This window comes from Paenibacillus sp. NPDC057886 (assembly GCF_042796655.1).
Classification (GTDB): domain Bacteria; phylum Bacillota; class Bacilli; order Paenibacillales; family Paenibacillaceae; genus Paenibacillus.
The window spans coordinates 180,679-198,113 of record NZ_JBHVMZ010000005.1 but is presented as its reverse complement, the minus strand read 5'-3'; the positions used below and the strand labels follow the sequence as shown (position 1 = coordinate 198,113).

The following is a 17,435-nucleotide window of genomic DNA, read 5'->3' as shown; positions in this document are numbered from 1 at the left end:
GGGCACAGCTTCGCAACTTTTTTTAAACGTCGACGGGTTATATGAAATGCCCTGTATGCCCCCTCGACTTTTTAGTTATGAGAGACGTTTCTCATGTTGTTACTATAAGTATGCTTTATAAAACATGAGGTGACTGCATCGCTGAGTGCAAAGCATTGATAAAGTGCTTGTCTCTAGCGGGTTATGTTCTCCCAAAAAGGGATCAAATTGAACGATAAAACCTCAATGACTTCTTCAAACATCGTTTCGAATGAGCGATCTTGAGGATTCCGGCTCCACTGCAATGCCGATCCGAATATGCCCCAACTGATAACAAGTGCCATCGCTTCCAATTTTTCTTGCGAAAAGCCCTGTGTCTGCACTTCATTGATCCGTTTAAGCAGGAGTCGATGAAGATCCTGACGCATGGCATTTTCAAACATGGCTTCAAACTGCTTGTCTCCTGGCGTACTACATTGTTGAAACTGCAAAAGGAAATCGAATATCGTTTGCATAAGAATTCGCAAATTGTCCGCATTACATCTTGCTTCTTCCGGCAGTCTATCCCTCATCGTCATTTGGAACTTTTCCGTCATCCAATATTCTAGAAAGTCATATTTATCCTGAAAGTGCGCATAAAATGTTGTCCGATTTACGGTTGCTTGATTCGTGATATCGTGCACAGAAATGGAATATACGTTTCTCTTTTTCCCAATCAAATCGTTAAAAGCCTGTACGAACAATTGACGGGTTCTTTTAACACGCGGATCCTGAGGATTAACCGACATTTCACTCCCTCTTTCTCTTGAACTCCACTAACAGACAAAAGGACAAAAATGTTGGGAACACAACAAAAACAGCTTTTTGCAGGTTGTTCGCACAACTCAATCCTTTTATCTTTTGATTATGCGACTTTTTCAACACGCCACTTATACGATTATGATGGCACAAAAAAAATCGTATAACAAGAAACTCTTTATTGGATTTGCAAACGAAAGGATGAGTGTAGAAATGATTGTTGTTACAGGAGCGAATGGGAAATTAGGTCGGAAGGTTGTAGGGGAACTTCTCAAACGTGTCCCTGCTAGAGATATTGGTGTAAGTGTCCGTCATGTGGACACGGCGCAGGATCTAAAAGAACGCGGGGTTCGTGTTCGACAAGGACATTTCGATAATTCTGAAAGTCTTCTTCATGCCTTTGAGGGAGCGTCTCAAGTTCTCCTTATCTCGTCCCACTCGTTGGGAGATGTTGCTGTTCGTCAGCATCAAACCGCAATTGACTCGGCAAAAAAAGCCGGTGTTAGTCGACTTCTATACACTAGCCAAATGTTTTCATCTTCAACATCGCATTTTCCTCCCATGGACGTTCATGCGGCTACAGAAGAGATGCTAAAAGCTTCAGGAGTAGCTTTCACGTCGCTACGAAATGGCTTCTATGCTGCATCGGCGATGATGTGGATGGGTGATGCCTTGAAAACAAGGGAATTGATTGCTCCGAAAGATGGTCCTGTTGCCTGGACCACCCATTCCGACTTGGCTGAAGCCGCAGCAGTAATCCTGACAGAACAGACATATGATGGTATCACTCCTAACCTTACGGCTTCCGAAGCGATCGACATGGATACAATCGCATCGATTGCTTCCAATGTATTGGATCGACCGATTCGGCGAATTGTCGTGTCGGATGATGAATATCGGAACCACTTGACGTCCCGAGGCTTACCGGAAGCGATGGTCGGCATGCTTACGGGTATGTTTCAGGCAAGTCGATTGGGCGAATTTTCGCAAACCCATCCCGCTTTGGAAAACCTGATTGGCAGATCCCCAGTGAATTTTACGGATTTTTTAAAAAACTCGATTTATCAATAACACCTTGACAATAAAAAAGAAAAGCCCCTTACGTCAAAGGGGCTGAATATCGTATTATACCTCTTCCTCTTCGGCCTGACTAGGTGGAGCCATCAGACCTTTGACGGCACCCATAAACGGATGGATGGATTTGATCATGCCGTAGCCCATTTTCATGACCGGCATGAATTGCTGGATCATGCCGAATAGCCGCATGCCGCCGCCAAGTATGCCTCCAGCCGAAGCCGCACCACCAAGCCCGCCAAACAGCGAGCCCATCATCGGTAGAAAAGACGAAACCTGCGCGCGCGATACTGTTCGCGAACGGGTAGACGGCTTGCGCGTGCCATTCACCCGTTTACGGTTTTGAGAACGACCGTTTTTGTTGCGTGAAACGACCTTTCTTTTGGAACGTTGGGAACTGGCCTCTGTTGTTGTCGTGCGGGATAACTTTCCTCCCCCGGTAAGCACCACGCCTCCGTTATTCACATCAGTAATGTAACCGATGTACGTTTCACCACTATGAAGAGTCACGCAGACGGGCCGGGCCTTATACCGTTTTGCCTTTAGGCGTATTTCGTTGGTTTTAGCCATTGAATTTCACCTCGCTCTACTGAATCTACTTCAGTTTACGCGAGAAGTGGACTACTTGCCTGTGCGAATGAGACATACGTGCGGTATTCGCTATAGGTCAATTCATCAAAATAAGTGATACCATTGAAAAACTATAAAGATCATGATTTTATTATATTTTTGACAGAAGTCTTTCTCACACCTGGACCACTTTTTCTGTCATCCAAACTAAAGAGCTAAGCGGGATATATGCCGCCTAGCTCCTTGGTCTCTTTAAATCATAACTCTACTTATTCAGCAAGGCATCGGCCTTCTTCGCCGCTTCAGCTACAGCTGCCTCTGCCGAAACGGAAGAATCAACGACCGCGCGAAGAATCTCATTCTTGATCATTTCACCAATCTCCGGATAAACCTTCTGCATTGGACGCGGACTCGCATATTCCAGTTGATCTACCGCCACCTTGAACAGCGGCTTTTCCTCATAAAGCTTCTTCATTTCATCGCTTTCCACTGCACTGATTCGGCTAGGCAAATATCCGGTAAAGGAGCTTGCATAAATCGTTTGCTCTTTGGCGGTCATCCACTTGATGAACTTCCACGCTGCCTCCTGCTTTTCTGGAGACAGGCCAGAAGTCATAACCAGGTTAGCACCACCTGTCGGCACCCCATACGTATCATTCGCAGGCATAAATGTCGTTCCCAGTTCAAAGCCCTGATCTTCTGCAACCTTCATATTATTTGTCAGGTCCGCAGTGGAGGAGAACAGCATCGCTGAACGCTGATTGTGGAAATCCGTCTTCGCTTGCGTACCGGCATCATCGGTCGTACCAATGCTCATACTGCCTTCTTCTTTCATTTTCAGCCACAGCTTCACAGGCTCAATGCCGGTTTCATTATTGAACGCCGCACTTTTTCCATCTTCGCTGATCATTGTTCCTCCACTCTGCCTTACAAAAGCCTCATAGAGCCAAATATCAACAGGCATCGAGATGCCATAGCGCTGATCCTTGATCGTTAGCTTGCGAGCATACTCTTCAAACTCTGTCCAATTCTTGGGTCCAGCAGGATCAAGGCCCGCCTCCTTCAGCATCGTACGATTAAAGTACAGGATCGGGGTGCTGCGTAAATAAGGAAGAGCATACAGTTTATCATTCACATAGGAATTCCCCATGAGCCCTTGAATAAAATCTTCCATATCCAGCTGATCCTTCTCCACAAAAGAAGTCAACTCCTGCGTCATGCCGGATTCCGCAAACACACCCACTGAGGCAATTTCATTTTGCCATACTTCGGGGGCATTGCCGGCTGCGAATGCAGCTTGTGCCTTAGAATGCTGATCTGCATAAGTCCCTTGATATTCCGCCTTCACAATCACTTCATCTTGGGAATCGTTAAACATTTTAACCAAATTCTCATTGTTCTCAGCAATCTTGTCTCCCCATGAGTACCAATATGTAATCTCTATTGGTTTGTTGGAAGTGCCATTCGAACTACCTGAAGCAGCATTATCGGTTGAACCAGTGGAGTTGGAATCACCGCAAGCAGTTACTGCGAGTGCAAGGGTTGCTGCTAACAAAATAAAACCAAATTTTTTCATGAATAAATCCTCCTATAAATTCGATTATTTTACACCCGAATAGACAAATGCTTTAATAATTTGACGTTGTCCAAATAAGAAAACAATAAGAATCGGAACGACCAAAATCATGTTTCCAGCCATCAAAATGTGCCAGGCAGCTCCTCCGTCAACCTCGCGCAGCTTGGATATTCCAATCGGAAGTGTTCTTGCTGCATCAGAGGTTGTCATCACAAGCGGCCAGAAATAATCATTCCAGTGTGCAATAAAGCTGAACAATGCAAAGGTTACCAACGTTGGACGTGCCATCGGCACCATAATCTTAAGAATGATCTTCCATTCCGGCGCCTGGTCAAGTCTCGCCGCTTCAATAAGTTCTTCCTGTACTTGCTTGAATGACTGCCTGAGCATGAATATGCCAAAGGCGCTGGAAGAGAAGGGCAGAATGAGTGCCAGCAGATTATTAATGAGTCCCCACTTGCTCATCAACAAATACACAGGCAGGAAAATGAGTTGACCAGGAATCATCAATGTCACCATCGTTATTCCGAATAACAACTTGTCTCCTTTGAAGGAGTATCTTGCAAAAGCGTAGGCTGCCAATATAATGGTCGTGAATTGAAGAATAAGTATACTGACCGATACCACGACGCTGTTCATTAGATATTTGAAAAATGGCCCCGATTCCCACGCTGCTTGGAAATTGCTCCACATCACCTTGGAGGGAATCCACTTGGGTGGAAAGATTACCGTCTCCGGGTAAGACTTCAAAGATGTTGAAATCATCCATAGAAAAGGGATAGCAAAAATCGCAACCAATGCTATTGTGGCAGTAATATTGAGCGTACGCAGCAATGACTTCCTTGCCATAAAATTTCCCTTCTCCTCTCTATTGGTAGTGAACCTTGCGGCTCAGCAACTTGAAGTAGACTAGCGTAAGCAGACCAACGACAACGAGCAGTATAACTCCCGCTGCCGATGCATAACCGATCTTGAAGTAGCGGAATCCATACTCGTAGATGTAAAAGACGAGCGTGTTGGTTGAATTGATTGGACCCCCGTTAGTCATAATGGCAATGGTCTCAAACACCTGGAATGAACTGATCAAATTAATGATAATTAAGAAAAACAGGGTCGGCGAAAGCATGGGCAGCGTAATTTTGTAGAATTTGCGCCACCAATTGGCCTCGTCCAGAGCTGAGGCTTCATACACATCCCTGGGAATGCTTTGGAGGCCCGCGATGAAGATGAGGGCGTTGTAGCCCACGCCTTTCCAGACCGAAACAAGTACAAGCGACAGTAATGAACTGTCTGGACTACTCAGCCATGCCAGCTTAGGCAAGCCGACCATATCAAGCAAACCGTTAAGCAAACCAAATTTGGGATCCATTAACCACATCCACACCAGGGATACCGATACAAGTGAAACAATATGTGGACTGAAAAGCGCGCCCTGAACAAACCCGTACCATGCCCCTTCCCGATTCAGCCAAATCGCAAGCAGAAGCGAAATCACAATGGATAAGGATACGGAAAGAAGCGTATAGTTCAAGGAATTGCTCAGCACCTGAAGAAATGCACTATCTTTAAATAGCTCAACAAAGTTGTTGAAGCCCACAAACTCCTTGACCGGATTAATGAAATCCCAGTTGTAAAAGCTCAAGAAGATCATATAAAAGATCGGATAAATGAAAAAAATGGAGAATATCACGATGGAGGGAGCCACCAATACATAGGGACGGAGCTTGGACCAGACGGTCATGAATATCCCCCTCCCAGGACAATTAGCTCCTTTGCTTCCGCCAGCTCATACTGACGAGCACGCACACCGTTTCGATCAAAATAGTACAGGTCCTGCTCAGACACGGTGATGTATACCTCAGAGGCTGACTCCAACGGTTTCAAGAAGCTCTTCACGGCAACAGGTCCAAGCGCGGAATCTAGTTGATAGATGATTTCTGCTCCTAGTGTCTCGCGCGTCAGGATACGGGCCGTGAACTGTACATGTCCTGACTGCGAAATCTGATCAAGCGTCATCGTTGCCTTCTCCGGACGGAAGCCAACCTGCCCAATTTCGTCATGAAGCCGAACATTCAAAAATGGCAGAATACGTTCACGATCCATCACATTCATTGGGGGGGTGCCAATAAACTGGGCTGTGAAAACGTTATCCGGGTCATCGTAGATTTTCATTGGACGATCTGCTTGCTGAATACGCCCCTTATTCATGATGACGATACGATCTCCCATCGACATGGCCTCAACCTGGTCATGAGTAACAAAGACAAAGGTTGCGCCCAGCCGTTTGTGAAGCTGAATCAGCTCCGTTCGCATCTGATGGCGTAGCTTGGCATCCAGATTCGACAATGGCTCGTCCATCAGGAAGACTGCGGGGTTCTTAACCATGGCTCGAGCCAAGGCAACTCGCTGACGCTGACCTCCGGACAGAGCTTGTGGTCTCTTGTGCAAATACTCGGCTAAGCCGACAACCTCGGTGATCTCCTTTACGAGACGCTCTCGCTCTGTCCGAGGCACCTTGCGGTTCACCAATCCGAATTCAATGTTCTCCTTTACCGTCATCATTGGATATAATGCATAGTTTTGAAATACCATGGCGACATCGCGCTTGCCCGGCTCCACTCCATTGACACAATGGTCCCCGATCCAAATTTCACCACCCGACTCCTTATCAAGTCCTGCGATCATACGGAGTGTCGTTGATTTTCCACAGCCGGACGGGCCGACCAATACCGTAAAGGAACCATCCTCAATGGTCAGATCGAGACCTTCGATAACTTTATCCTGCTTGAAGCTTTTTTCGATCTGCTTTAATACAATTTGAGCCACGACATTCCCTCCTTTTTCTTCACATTATTGTGCGGCCGATGCTATTCGAACGGATAAGATAAGGTCGTTTTCTTCACCCAATGCATTAGCAACAGGTCCAAAGCCTGGCGTATCACGACAAAAGCTCTGAATATCATTATTGAGATCAGCATCCAGCATACGTTGGTGAGTTATTATTACTTCGCCCTCATGAACTTCAATAACGCGGTATGCCGGCACATCGAGACAAGCTGCAGTCTGTACATAATGCCATTCTCCTTGCTTAACGATTGAGTTCATGTGATTATGCCCGCAAAAATAGATGCCACCTTCTGGCCGACTGTTGAATATACCCCTCAGTTCATCCTGCGGACGGATATACAGCTTTTCCAGTGTCGAGCGCGCAGTCGTATCGAATACCGGATGATGCCCGAAGAAGAGCACTTGCTTTTCATGCGAATCGGCAAGTTGGCCTTTAATCCATGTCAGTTGCTCTTCGTCCAGCTCCCCTCCCCAATCCTCTCGGTTCATTTCCTGGGTAGTATCTAGAAAAATCAGCCTGACGTGAGGCGTATCAATGGCCTGGTAGCGCGCCTGACCTGTTAGCGTGGAAATTTCATGCTTTGGCAGCGAATACGTATCATGATTGCCCAGCACATGAATGAATCTCCGTTCACTTTTTGCAAGAATGGAGAAAATGGATCGAAGTTCCTGAGCCGTTCCTTCATGCGTTAAATCACCAATTGAGATATGGTAGTCCGCATCCTCCTTCAGAAAAGCCTTGAGCATATGCTCGTATGCCCGGACTCTTGCAGCCCTCATTTCTTCCGTCCCGTGACTCATGCTTGAATAGTGAAGATCACCAAGTAATGCCAGACGCATAAACGCCACCTCCATCTTTATTTTGGATACCTTGCGGTTCAAGTCTTCTCCACCTGCAAAACATTGGAAGGCTTTGGATGGACCTGCTGCTCCATGATGAATTCGTTAAATGAAGGCCATATATAATCCGGAGCGATATCTGTCTTTCCGATATCCTCTCTTGAAGAGATCCCCGTAAGCACGAGCGCAGTCTTCATTCCATTTTGCTGTCCAAATAAAATATCTGTTTCCAGCCGATCACCTATCATCAGGCATCTGCTGCGATCCACATTCAATAGCTGAAGCGCCTTCTCTGCATAATAGCGGGAAGGTTTGCCAATCACGACCGATGCTTTCTGCTGGCTGGCCGCCTCAATCGAGCTTAGAATGGCTCCGGTATCCGGAATGATATCCCCTTGAATGGGACAACAGTTGTCCGGATTAGTTGCGAGCAGAGCCGCTCCATGGCGCACTGCTTTTGCCGCCAGATGGAGCTTATCGTAGTTAAATTCCCGATCCATTCCGACTAACACATGTGTTGATCGATATGGATCTTTTGTAATTGCTATCCCGAGTGCCCGAAGTTCCCTCCGCAAAGCCTCCTCACCTACAACCAGCACCTTGGCGTCCGGTGCATGCTCTGCAAAATACATTCCCGACACGTAACCTGCAGTCAGAATTTCATCAGGCTGGCACGAAATGCCCAAACTCAGCAGGCGTTTGTAGCAATCTTCCTTGGTATGAACAGGAGTATTGGTAAGGAACAGCAGGCGTTTGCCTTTTGACCGCAAGCTGTTTATGAAGCTATTCACGCCAGGAAGCCTCATCTGGCCAATATAGATCGTCCCGTCCAAATCAAAGCAATAAGCATCGTAAGCATATACATCTTCCATGACGTTAATCCTGCCCGCTCACAATGAGCTGGACAACTCCAATACATCGATGAAGCATTCCAGTTCGTCAGTGCAGACCCATACGGACGGATACTCCTGAAATTTCTTCATGATGGAAGTCTCGTTGATTGTCCACGCCATCAATTGGATTCCTAATTCTTTGCATTGATGAATGTAATGCTCGGTCACAAACGCATGGTGTATGGACAAGAACGTCGCACCCATCTCTAATGACCAGTCCAGAATAGCTTTCGAACAGCCAAAGGTAATGAGACCAATACGTACATCACCAGATCGTTCCCTGATCTTTTCCAGAGCATCAAAATCAAATGACGTAATTACTACCTGATCCAGCATGTTGAATTCCTCAATAACTTCAAGTACTCTTTCCTCCAGATGAGGGTAATAGCTTCCCATCTGCTTAAGCTCAATGTTAAGTTGAATCTTACCCTTTAAAGCACGCAGCACTTCTTCAAGGGTTGGAATATGTTCATCTTGCTTGATTTTTAAAGATTGCAGCTCCGAAGCAGTATAATCAGCCACCCTGCCTGTTCCATTTGTCATGCGGTCAAGCGTATGGTCATGAATCACCACTGGAATTCCATCCTTGCTGAGATGAACATCCAGTTCGAGATGTGTGAACCCAAGCTCTACCGCCTTTAAAAAGGAAGACATCGTATTTTCAGGATACTTACTTGGATAGCCGCGATGAGCAACTGCTTGAATGATCATGCTCTATTACCTCCCGTTATATATTTTTGGACAACACAAAAAACCCAGCAGCAAATCACCCTCCTTCAACATCAAGGTTGTTTTGATTTACTTACCACCGGGTTTTCTCGTCGTCTCCACCCAAGGATAAATGTATGAATTTAATTAATTCCAGAATTTCTCATGGCCTACCGAAACAAAATCTGCCCCGCTCTTTAATGCTTGTTGTATTTCTTCCTCATACCGGATAAGGCCGCCCACAATCAATGGCTGTGAGATTCGTTCTTTTAGTTCTTGGATGACTCGAGGCATTAACCCCGGCATCAGTTCAACCTCATCAGGTTTATAGCTCATAATCATACGAACCGCAGTCGTTATTGCTGCCGTATCAATGGCGAATATGCGCTGAATGCTTAATATGCCCGCTTGCTTGGCCGCAGAAACTGCGTTGCTCTTTGTCGTCACGATCCCGTCGATTTTGAACACATCTGCAAGATATTGAATTGCTGAGGCATCTCGTCCAATCCCGGATACCATCTCGGTATGCACATAAGCCTGTTTGCCACTTTGATGCAGACTCTCTATGATTGAACCCAGATTGGTAATGTTCCCTGTCATCAAGATAACTCGCTGCACATCGCTTGCTATAGCTTGTGAAATTTGTTCATCTGTCGTGATGGAGGCTATGATAGGATAATTCTTCATGAGTCAATCCTCGTTCCCTCGTTTGTCTTCTTAAATGTTAAAGCTGAACTATTCGTTATGTATCATTGTGATGTAAACGGGTTGTTAATTTTCACCTTTGTAAAATAGAGAAAGTACTGAATCCGTTTTCCCATCAAAAAAAAAGCGCTCCCTATAAAGGAGCACTTCAGCTTTTTGAAACCCGTCTAAATCTTCGCCTTCTCCTCTTCCGCCATCGACCGGATGTAGAAAGCACCCAGCACCGAGCAGAGCAGGAATGAGAAGAAAGCGATCGCTGCGGCTTGTTCGCGCTCCTGGAAAACGCTGAATACCTGCTGCATGGAGACACCAAGCATCTGCGGAGAGTTGGCTCCGATCAGATAGGGCGCAGTGAACGAGCCGATAACCCCCATGAAGACGAAGGTCAGGGCAACGAGAAATGTCTTGTACGACAGCGGGAAAATAAACCGGGTAAACAGCGTCAGTCTGCCTACACCCACATCCTTTGCACTCTCAATGATCGATGAAGGAATGCCCGACAGCGCGGAACTGAGCAGCATCGTCGTAAATGGAATGTTGAACCATAGGTTGGCGATGATAATCCCTTTCTCGTCAAAGATGATGCGTGGCAGCGTGATTCCGACCACTTCAAGCATGCGGGCGAGCCAACCATGATTACCAAGCAAGTTGATTAGACCGTAAGTTGCGATGACACCAGGGATGAACAGCGGGATCATGTACGTTTTACGAATCAGATTAACGATCGGCCCCTGGTTGAAGCGCATGTAGATCGCCAGCGTGTAGCTGACCAAGATCACGGCAACACACGTAATGGCAGTCACCCGAAGCGTAAATACGATATTGCTGCGCATCCCCTTATCAGTGAACAGATAGGTATAGCGGCTCAGATCGTATCCGCCCGAGCCGTTGCTCAGGCTCATGATGAAGGATTGAACAATCGGAATAATGACGACGATCAACAGGATGGCGAAGGAGGGGAGCACCATCGCCAGGCCTATGATCGACTGTCTGGCTTCCTTACTCATTTCGCGGCAACGTCGCTCTGCCAGCGTTTGTTAATCTCCGTGCCCAGATCCCCGATGTTGAACGTGCGGAAGCCTTCGGCCACACCGTCGAACTTATTCTGCATTTCCTGCGACATGTTGGAGAGCTCAATGCCTGGGAAGCCGTTCATTTTGTCGACGATCACTTCCTGTGCTTCAGGGGACAGGACAAAGTTCAGAAATTCATTGATCGCTTCCTTCTTGTCCGACTCCTGGTTGACCATCAGGTAAGTTGGTCCGCCGTTGAAGCCCGGTGTGATCTGCTGCATCTTAATTGTGTCCGGCAACAAACCCTCGTTCAGCTGCTGCAGCACCATGTCCGACCAGGCCGGAATTAAGGACACTTCGCCATTCATCAACAGATCCAGCGTGCCCTGGTTTTTCTTCGGATAGATGCCCTGCCCATATACATAAGGTCCGATCTCTTTGAGCGTGTCGAATCCGCCGTTCCACTTCTCCATGATCGCCGGATCGGAGTTGTGAATGTCTTCTTCCGGCAAGTCCTTGTAGACAATTGTCTGCACGAACGAGCTGCCGGAACCACCCGTTGACGGGTCATTGTAGGCGAACTGCTCGGGATTGGCTTTGATCCACTGCAACAGCTCGTCCAGCGTAGTTGGTGGATTGGAGACTTTGCTGCTGTCATAGGCCAGAACCACGGCGGACGAACGATACGGAACAGCGAAGTTGTCCACATCCTTCATCGTGTCCGTGTTGACTTTGCTCAGGTTAGGAATGTCCTTCTCGTTCAGTTGCTCCCAAATACCATCCTTTGTCCCCTGCGCGACGGAGGTGATTCCGTCCTCGTACAGGTCAATGTCTCCTGAGCCCTTACCGGCTTTCTTAGCGGCCACGATCCGGTCGTAGGTCGGCTCAGCGCCAGTACCGGAAGGGATATAGACCAGGTTCACGTCGATATCCGGATGCTGTTTCTCAAACATCGGCTCCAGCGAATCCCACAGATCCTTGACGTTCTGAGAGCCCGTAAAGTAGAAATTAAATTTTACCGGATCGCTCAATGCAGCAGCGTTCCCCCCGGTGGTGGTGCTACTTTTAATCTCGCTTCCATTTCCACACCCGGCCAGCAATGACACTGATAATCCCACAACAGTCAACAATGATAAAAATGGCTTTTTCATACGCATATCATTCATCCTCCTCAGTTCGATTCATCGACCGGGAATCCGGTCATTTTCGAGATCGAGACGCCGACGTCTTTTCCTACCTGCAGTTGCTCAACGAATTCCTTGTTCAGAAAAGCACGTATAATGCCGAATTCCACCAGTTCCACGGTAACTTCGGCGTAATGCCCAAGAATCATTACCTGCTTGACCTTGCCCGCCAAAATATCTTCACCCGTCGTAGTACTGCTCACCTGTACGTCTTCTGGTCGGACCGCAGCCGTCACCTGTCCGCTTAACCCCTTCTCGTTCGGCAGGCGAAGATGTCCAATCCGGATGCTCTCCCCTTCCGCCACCCCCTTAAGGAAATTCATTTTGCCGATAAAACCGGCGACATACAATGAAGCGGGCTTATCGTAAATCTGCTGCGGATGAGCAATCTGTTCGATGCGCCCGTGATTCATGACGATAATGCGGTCGGACAACGACAGTGCTTCTTCCTGATCATGCGTGACAAAGACCATTGTCAGCCCGGTCTTCATTTGGATCTCACGCAGCTCCTCACGCATTTCGTGCCGCAGCTTGGCGTCCAGCGCCGAGAAAGGCTCGTCCAACAGCAGTACCGCCGGATTCAGCAGCAGCGACCGAGCCAGCGCAACCCGCTGCTGCTGTCCGCCCGAAAGCTCGGCCGGATATTTCTTCCCGAAACCCGACAGTCGAACCAGCTTGAGTGCATCTTCAACCGCTGTGCGGATCTCTTCCTTCGGCATTTTGCGAATCTTCAGGCCGAACGCCAGATTGTCGTATACCGACATATGCGACCACAAATTATAGCTCTGGAACACCATCGAGGTCGGCCGTTTCTCCGGTGGCAGTTGAATGACACTCTTGCCCTCGATCAGGATGTCACCGGAGTCCGGTTCGAGAAATCCGCCGATGCTCCGTAATACGGTAGTTTTCCCGCACCCGGAGGGACCAAGAAGGGTGACCAGCTCACCTTTTTCGATATCGATGTTGATGCCGCTGACCCCGTCACCGGTTTTGTAGCGTTTGGCTAACTCTCGTACAGACAACTGCATACTTCTGCCTCCCTTTGCTTAGGTATATCGACCGAAACATTTTTATTTCATTTGAAAACCGCTCGCCAGCACGTCCGCGCTCACCAGCCGCTGGGCTGCCACCAGCAGAATAATGGTCGGCAGCGTCAGGATGATGGAGAATACAGCTCCGGCGCTGCTCGGAAAGTCGGAAATAATGGAGTACATGACGATTGGCATCGTTTTGTAATCAGGAATGCCGACCAGGAACGTCCCCTGCGCTTCATCGAGCGAATTGAGAAACGTGAAGATTGAAGCGACCATGATGCCGGGCATCGCCATTGGCAGGGTGATGCTTCGGAACACTTTGAACGGGCTTGCCCCAACGTCCCTCGCCGATTCCTCCTGCGCCCGGTGAACGTTACGAAAGGCGGAGGTCGGAATCCAGGTCATGAACATCAACACATTGATCATATGGATCAGCACAACGCCGAGCAGCGTATTCATCAGTCCAATCCGGTAGAAAAGGACCGCGATGGAGACATACAACCCCATTTTCGGAAAGGCGTGTGTCAGCAGGAACGAGAACAGGAACATCCGCTTCAGCGGAAACTGGAGTCTTGCAAAGGCGTACGCTGCTGGGATGCAGACGACGATGGACAGCAGGGTCACCAGGGTAGCAATGAGGAACGACAGTGAGATCGACGAGACGATATCGTCTTTGGCCAGTACAAATTCCCACCATTTGAAGCCCCATACCTGGGGCAGAATGTCCGGATAATTCCACTTTTCACTAAAGGCAAGCACAAGCAGGTTGACCAGCGGACCCGCAAAAAAAACAGCGAACACGGTCAGCAACACAAATTCGATAATTCTTCTTGGACCTACGTGTTTCCAGTACCAAAACATGTTCCGTCCTCCCTTCCATTTGTCGATTGACGGACAATCACTTCGCTTTCGTATTCAATCAAGCGCGGCACGCTGCCTTCGCCGCTAATCAGGCGATCCAGAATCGATACCGCGTCTCGGCCGATACCAGATGCATCCACGCTGACGGTAGTCAGCGACGGGTGGTACATACCGGCCACTTCGATATTGTCGTAACCCATGACGGATACTTCCTCCGGAACACGGACACCGCGCTCCAGCAGCACCTTCATTGCGCCCAGTGCCAGCATGTCATTCGTACTGAACAGAGCGCTGTATCCTCCCTCCCGGAATGCCGCATAATGCTCCTCCATCAGCTTCCGACCGGAATCGAAGCTCGATTCCAAAGACTCGACGACGGTAAACCCGTCCTGTTCAGAACTAACGCCGAGGGATTCCAGCCGTTTTTGGAAGCCTCCCAGTCGCAGCGAGTGGCTCCGATGCTCGCCCGGCCCGGCGATAATGAAGAATTTGCGGTGTCCGCAGTCATACAGATACTCTGCCGCCCGTTCTCCTCCGGCTTCATCGTTGCTCACGAGATGCACCACGTCCGGATCTTCCGTCGATCCGTTCACCATCAGATAAGGGATATTGAAATTTTTGACGTAATCGATGACGTTTTTCTGAAGCCGGCTGACCAGGATGAGACCATCCACCCGCTGTTCCAGCATATAATCGGTGGAGCGTAGCGACATTTCCCGGTCGGTCTTCAGGAAAATCGAGTAGCCCATCGCTTCAGCGGCCATCAGTATCTCGTCAATGATTCTGCCGTACAGCGTGTGGGACACGATCGGCAATCTGTCACGGAAAACGATGACTCCGATGTTGTACGTACGCTTGGCGACCATCGCCCGGGCAACGGCGCTCGGCTTGTAGCGAAGCTGCTCGACCGCCTTGAGAACACGATCCCGGACTTCGGGACTCGCGTATCCGTTTCCGGAGATAACCCGAGAAGCGGTCGATTTCGATACTCCGGCCAGTTGGGCCAGCTCCCGCAAACTATGATTCAGCTTATTGTCCAATCCCTATTCTCCTTTGCAAAATCCGTTTCTTCCCGGACGGCAATCAGCTTCGCCGGATCACGGGTTGTTATCGAGTCGACGCCCAACTGTGCAAGTCTCCGCATGTCGTCAGCCTCCATAACCGTCCAGACGTAGATAGCCAAACCGCTCCGCTGCACAACTTCCATCAGTTCTGGCTGAACGACCTGATACGGCACGTTAATCCCAAAGCAGCCGGCTTCGCGAGCATTTGCACACGCCTGGAACATTGCCTCGTTGTAGCGCAAACTCCCGAAGCTTTGCATGTTCACATTAAGCAGCCTGCGGATGCTTGGAGCGTACCGGCTAGCTTTAACCGCTGACCCGTATTCGCAGCCACTGAGAAACACCATCTCCGCCATACCCATCCGATCAACTAGAACGGAGACCGGCTCCAGAGCCTTGTCCGTTTTGATATCTAGATTCATGATTTTACCAGCTTCGCGTATCTGCTCAAGCACATCCTGAAGCGTCGGAATGGGCGCTAATCTAGCGGAGTTCAACTCCTTCAGTGTCATTTCTGCAAGACTGCCGCGGCTTCCATCTGACAAAACGATATCGTCATCGTGGGCGAGTACCGGCACGCCGTCCCGAGTCGACCGGATATCGTCTTCGTAAATATCTGCGCCAAGTCTCAGGGCCTCCTGAAGTGACTCGAAAGAATGATCGGGATGGCCCATGCAGCCGGTATGAGCCGTAATTAGCGGAAATTTGTTCATCGCGGATATCCTCCTTCTTCGAAGTAGATCGCGTTGGTAAAGGCGATCAGCATATGGACTCCTCGTACGGTTCCCCACAGCTCGGCGCGAATCCACCTTCGGGGGGTATTTGGCGCGGACTCCCTCAGTTGGGCTTCAAATTGCATCATCTGTCCGTCCGATGAAGACGGAACTTCCAGGTTAAGCTCCTCGCCCAGATTGGAGCGAAGCTTCAATCTGCAGACCTGCTTCGGCAGCGACCACAGTCCGGCACGGACCGAGAAGTCCAACGTCAAGTTTGCCCGGATTGGCTCCTCTACGGCTTTCCGCCTCTCAACTATCGTTGGAACCGCAGAGCCAATTGCATAGACTGTACCTCCAGCGTCAAGCGTCAGGGTAAGTAGAGGACCTATCGTTACGGACGCACGCCCTTCCCGCAGCGCTTGGATAAGCGTTTCTTCATGGAGCGAAAGGGCTGTCGAGTCCCCGTTCCCCGCCACTGCGTCGTCCTCGATGCCGAGGTAAGTAACCGAGATCGGATCGTCTGTCTCGCCCTGCGCATGCCAGTCCCTGCCTGAAGTGGCTGCAATCCGATATCCTTCATTCAGCTTGTGAGTCCACAGATCAAATGCTCGCCGATTGTTCGTTTGAATGGAAGGGAACGTGCCGGACCAGACTTCGATGTAATCGACAGCGGACCAGTTCCCAATCTCGTATTCCCAGAAACAACCGGTACAGGCCGGACTGCCGATTCGGAAGGGATGAGCAAGCCCGGCGATTCCACCGAGGCGATGCACGTTCTCGATCCCCTCATCGATTCCATCCCGATTCGCTTGACGCCAGTCGGCAAAAGCACTCAGTCCTATCGTCACCATATGGCCGTAAAAAGTTGTCCACTCCATGCCCGGGATGATTCGCAGTCCGTATTTCTGCTCGATTTCCGCTTTGCCGCTTAAGCCGGACATCGTATTGTGATCGGTCAGCGCGATGGCGGCAAAGCCCAGATTGACTGCTCCCGCTGCCAGTTCTCCCAGCGTCTGACTGCCATCGCTGTGCAGCGTATGTGTATGCAGTTCACAGGCGAACCACTTCATATCGAGTCCTCCTCTGTCGTCCAGACTTCCAGCCGGTAAGCGCACGTATCGGTCACGATGCAGTGCAGGCTTAATGTGACGCTCCAGGGCCCCGGAACCAGCTCGCCCGCCATAAGGCCGGGAGAAGCTTCTCTCTCCGATACGTATAGATCCTGCACCTCGTCTTGGCGGTGGCACGCCCCACGATATCCCCGCGCATCGTCCAGCGAGAGTGTGACCAGATTTTTCAGAGGGAGATGCCGGTCAGCATTGGCAATCGCGTATTCCCGATGTTCCGGCAAAATGTATAGATCGTAACTGTCCTTGAGCAACCGCAGCGCCTTCTCCCGATTTTCGAGCGTCTTCGGCGTATATTGTAATCGCAGGTTCAGCTTTCCACAGCCCTCGTCCAACTCAAAAGGAATGCGGATATGCGTTTTGGAATCCTCCGGAGATACATATCCTTGTAGATCCAGCAGCTTCATTGCGCCATGCCACCTTTCATTATTCCGTTATCTTCATGA

The 17,435-nt window shown here is 49.2% G+C and carries 19 protein-coding genes; 1 reads left to right on the top strand and 18 read right to left on the bottom strand.

Annotated features, from left to right (window positions below; all coding sequences use genetic code 11):
- Positions 1–173: 173 nt before the first annotated feature.
- Positions 174–767, bottom strand: a complete 594-nt coding sequence (locus ACFVQB_RS18220) for a TetR/AcrR family transcriptional regulator (protein WP_379441898.1) — start codon at positions 765–767, stop codon at positions 174–176.
- A 223-nt stretch (positions 768–990) separates the two neighbouring features.
- Here ACFVQB_RS18220 and ACFVQB_RS18215 point away from each other — a divergent pair, with 223 nt between their 5' ends.
- Complete coding sequence (locus tag ACFVQB_RS18215) at positions 991–1,848, top strand: SDR family oxidoreductase (RefSeq protein WP_379441897.1); 858 nt, start codon at positions 991–993, stop codon at positions 1,846–1,848.
- A gap of 54 nt (positions 1,849–1,902) precedes the next feature.
- Here ACFVQB_RS18215 and ACFVQB_RS18210 read toward each other — a convergent pair whose 3' ends face one another.
- The 17 genes from ACFVQB_RS18210 to ACFVQB_RS18130 all read right to left on the bottom strand — a co-directional run bounded on the left by ACFVQB_RS18210 (position 1,903) and on the right by ACFVQB_RS18130 (position 17,396).
- The gene (locus ACFVQB_RS18210; protein WP_379441896.1) at positions 1,903–2,421 is read right to left on the bottom strand and encodes a hypothetical protein; all 519 of its coding nucleotides are present in this window, start codon (positions 2,419–2,421) and stop codon (positions 1,903–1,905) included.
- 265 nt (positions 2,422–2,686) lie between these two features.
- On the bottom strand, positions 2,687–3,997 hold the full coding sequence (locus tag ACFVQB_RS18205; protein WP_379441895.1) for an ABC transporter substrate-binding protein: 1,311 nt from the start codon (positions 3,995–3,997) through the stop codon (positions 2,687–2,689).
- Positions 3,998–4,021: 24 nt separating this feature from the next.
- Positions 4,022–4,846: a carbohydrate ABC transporter permease gene (locus ACFVQB_RS18200; protein ID WP_379441894.1), complete on the bottom strand. Its 825-nt coding sequence runs from the start codon at positions 4,844–4,846 to the stop codon at positions 4,022–4,024.
- 19 nt (positions 4,847–4,865) lie between these two features.
- Positions 4,866–5,738, bottom strand: coding sequence for a carbohydrate ABC transporter permease (locus ACFVQB_RS18195; RefSeq protein ID WP_379441893.1), 873 nt, complete (start codon positions 5,736–5,738; stop codon positions 4,866–4,868).
- Entirely contained in the window at positions 5,735–6,823 is a 1,089-nt protein-coding gene (locus ACFVQB_RS18190) for an ABC transporter ATP-binding protein (RefSeq protein WP_379441892.1), read from the bottom strand. The genes ACFVQB_RS18195 and ACFVQB_RS18190 overlap by 4 nt, the downstream gene beginning before the upstream one ends.
- 24 nt (positions 6,824–6,847) lie before the next feature.
- On the bottom strand, positions 6,848–7,726 hold the full coding sequence (locus ACFVQB_RS18185) for a metallophosphoesterase family protein (RefSeq protein WP_379441891.1): 879 nt from the start codon (positions 7,724–7,726) through the stop codon (positions 6,848–6,850).
- A complete protein-coding gene (locus ACFVQB_RS18180) occupies positions 7,723–8,556 on the bottom strand; it encodes an HAD-IIA family hydrolase (protein WP_379441890.1) in 834 nt (277 codons plus the stop codon). The genes ACFVQB_RS18185 and ACFVQB_RS18180 overlap by 4 nt, the downstream gene beginning before the upstream one ends.
- Positions 8,557–8,574: 18 nt before the next feature.
- The gene (locus tag ACFVQB_RS18175; protein ID WP_379441889.1) at positions 8,575–9,288 is read right to left on the bottom strand and encodes a glycerophosphodiester phosphodiesterase; all 714 of its coding nucleotides are present in this window, start codon (positions 9,286–9,288) and stop codon (positions 8,575–8,577) included.
- Between the two features lie 144 nt (positions 9,289–9,432).
- The gene (locus tag ACFVQB_RS18170) at positions 9,433–9,972 is read right to left on the bottom strand and encodes a glycerol-3-phosphate responsive antiterminator (RefSeq protein ID WP_379441888.1); all 540 of its coding nucleotides are present in this window, start codon (positions 9,970–9,972) and stop codon (positions 9,433–9,435) included.
- 185 nt (positions 9,973–10,157) lie between these two features.
- Entirely contained in the window at positions 10,158–10,997 is an 840-nt protein-coding gene (locus ACFVQB_RS18165) for an ABC transporter permease (protein ID WP_379441887.1), read from the bottom strand.
- Positions 10,994–12,160: an extracellular solute-binding protein gene (locus ACFVQB_RS18160; protein WP_379441886.1), complete on the bottom strand. Its 1,167-nt coding sequence runs from the start codon at positions 12,158–12,160 to the stop codon at positions 10,994–10,996. Before ACFVQB_RS18160 ends, ACFVQB_RS18165 begins: the two co-directional genes overlap by 4 nt.
- A 14-nt stretch (positions 12,161–12,174) precedes the next feature.
- Complete coding sequence (locus ACFVQB_RS18155) at positions 12,175–13,215, bottom strand: ABC transporter ATP-binding protein (protein WP_379441885.1); 1,041 nt, start codon at positions 13,213–13,215, stop codon at positions 12,175–12,177.
- A gap of 42 nt (positions 13,216–13,257) precedes the next feature.
- Entirely contained in the window at positions 13,258–14,082 is an 825-nt protein-coding gene (locus tag ACFVQB_RS18150; protein WP_379441884.1) for an ABC transporter permease, read from the bottom strand.
- Entirely contained in the window at positions 14,058–15,098 is a 1,041-nt protein-coding gene (locus ACFVQB_RS18145) for a LacI family DNA-binding transcriptional regulator (RefSeq protein ID WP_379442847.1), read from the bottom strand. Before ACFVQB_RS18145 ends, ACFVQB_RS18150 begins: the two co-directional genes overlap by 25 nt.
- Positions 15,099–15,106: 8 nt before the next feature.
- A complete protein-coding gene (locus tag ACFVQB_RS18140) occupies positions 15,107–15,859 on the bottom strand; it encodes a glycerophosphodiester phosphodiesterase (protein WP_379441883.1) in 753 nt (250 codons plus the stop codon).
- Complete coding sequence (locus ACFVQB_RS18135; RefSeq protein ID WP_379441882.1) at positions 15,856–16,932, bottom strand: CehA/McbA family metallohydrolase; 1,077 nt, start codon at positions 16,930–16,932, stop codon at positions 15,856–15,858. The genes ACFVQB_RS18140 and ACFVQB_RS18135 overlap by 4 nt, the downstream gene beginning before the upstream one ends.
- Positions 16,929–17,396, bottom strand: coding sequence for a hypothetical protein (locus tag ACFVQB_RS18130; RefSeq protein WP_379441881.1), 468 nt, complete (start codon positions 17,394–17,396; stop codon positions 16,929–16,931). Before ACFVQB_RS18130 ends, ACFVQB_RS18135 begins: the two co-directional genes overlap by 4 nt.
- Positions 17,397–17,435 lie beyond the last annotated feature (39 nt).

Bases quoted from the DNA above. Each gene is read 5' to 3' on its own strand.
- ACFVQB_RS18155 (WP_379441885.1), bottom strand. From the start codon at position 13,215: ATGCAGTTGTCTGTACGAGAGTTAGCCAAACGCTACAAAACCGGTGAC.
- ACFVQB_RS18210 (WP_379441896.1), bottom strand. From the start codon at position 2,421: ATGGCTAAAACCAACGAAATACGCCTAAAGGCAAAACGGTATAAGGCC.
- ACFVQB_RS18175 (WP_379441889.1), bottom strand. From the start codon at position 9,288: ATGATCATTCAAGCAGTTGCTCATCGCGGCTATCCAAGTAAGTATCCT.
- ACFVQB_RS18205 (WP_379441895.1), bottom strand. From the start codon at position 3,997: ATGAAAAAATTTGGTTTTATTTTGTTAGCAGCAACCCTTGCACTCGCA.
- ACFVQB_RS18200 (WP_379441894.1), bottom strand. From the start codon at position 4,846: ATGGCAAGGAAGTCATTGCTGCGTACGCTCAATATTACTGCCACAATA.
- ACFVQB_RS18130 (WP_379441881.1), bottom strand. From the start codon at position 17,396: ATGAAGCTGCTGGATCTACAAGGATATGTATCTCCGGAGGATTCCAAA.
- ACFVQB_RS18195 (WP_379441893.1), bottom strand. From the start codon at position 5,738: ATGACCGTCTGGTCCAAGCTCCGTCCCTATGTATTGGTGGCTCCCTCC.
- ACFVQB_RS18180 (WP_379441890.1), bottom strand. From the start codon at position 8,556: ATGGAAGATGTATATGCTTACGATGCTTATTGCTTTGATTTGGACGGG.
- ACFVQB_RS18215 (WP_379441897.1), top strand. From the start codon at position 991: ATGATTGTTGTTACAGGAGCGAATGGGAAATTAGGTCGGAAGGTTGTA.
- ACFVQB_RS18160 (WP_379441886.1), bottom strand. From the start codon at position 12,160: ATGCGTATGAAAAAGCCATTTTTATCATTGTTGACTGTTGTGGGATTA.
- ACFVQB_RS18220 (WP_379441898.1), bottom strand. From the start codon at position 767: ATGTCGGTTAATCCTCAGGATCCGCGTGTTAAAAGAACCCGTCAATTG.
- ACFVQB_RS18165 (WP_379441887.1), bottom strand. From the start codon at position 10,997: ATGAGTAAGGAAGCCAGACAGTCGATCATAGGCCTGGCGATGGTGCTC.
- ACFVQB_RS18140 (WP_379441883.1), bottom strand. From the start codon at position 15,859: ATGAACAAATTTCCGCTAATTACGGCTCATACCGGCTGCATGGGCCAT.
- ACFVQB_RS18170 (WP_379441888.1), bottom strand. From the start codon at position 9,972: ATGAAGAATTATCCTATCATAGCCTCCATCACGACAGATGAACAAATT.
- ACFVQB_RS18135 (WP_379441882.1), bottom strand. From the start codon at position 16,932: ATGAAGTGGTTCGCCTGTGAACTGCATACACATACGCTGCACAGCGAT.
- ACFVQB_RS18150 (WP_379441884.1), bottom strand. From the start codon at position 14,082: ATGTTTTGGTACTGGAAACACGTAGGTCCAAGAAGAATTATCGAATTT.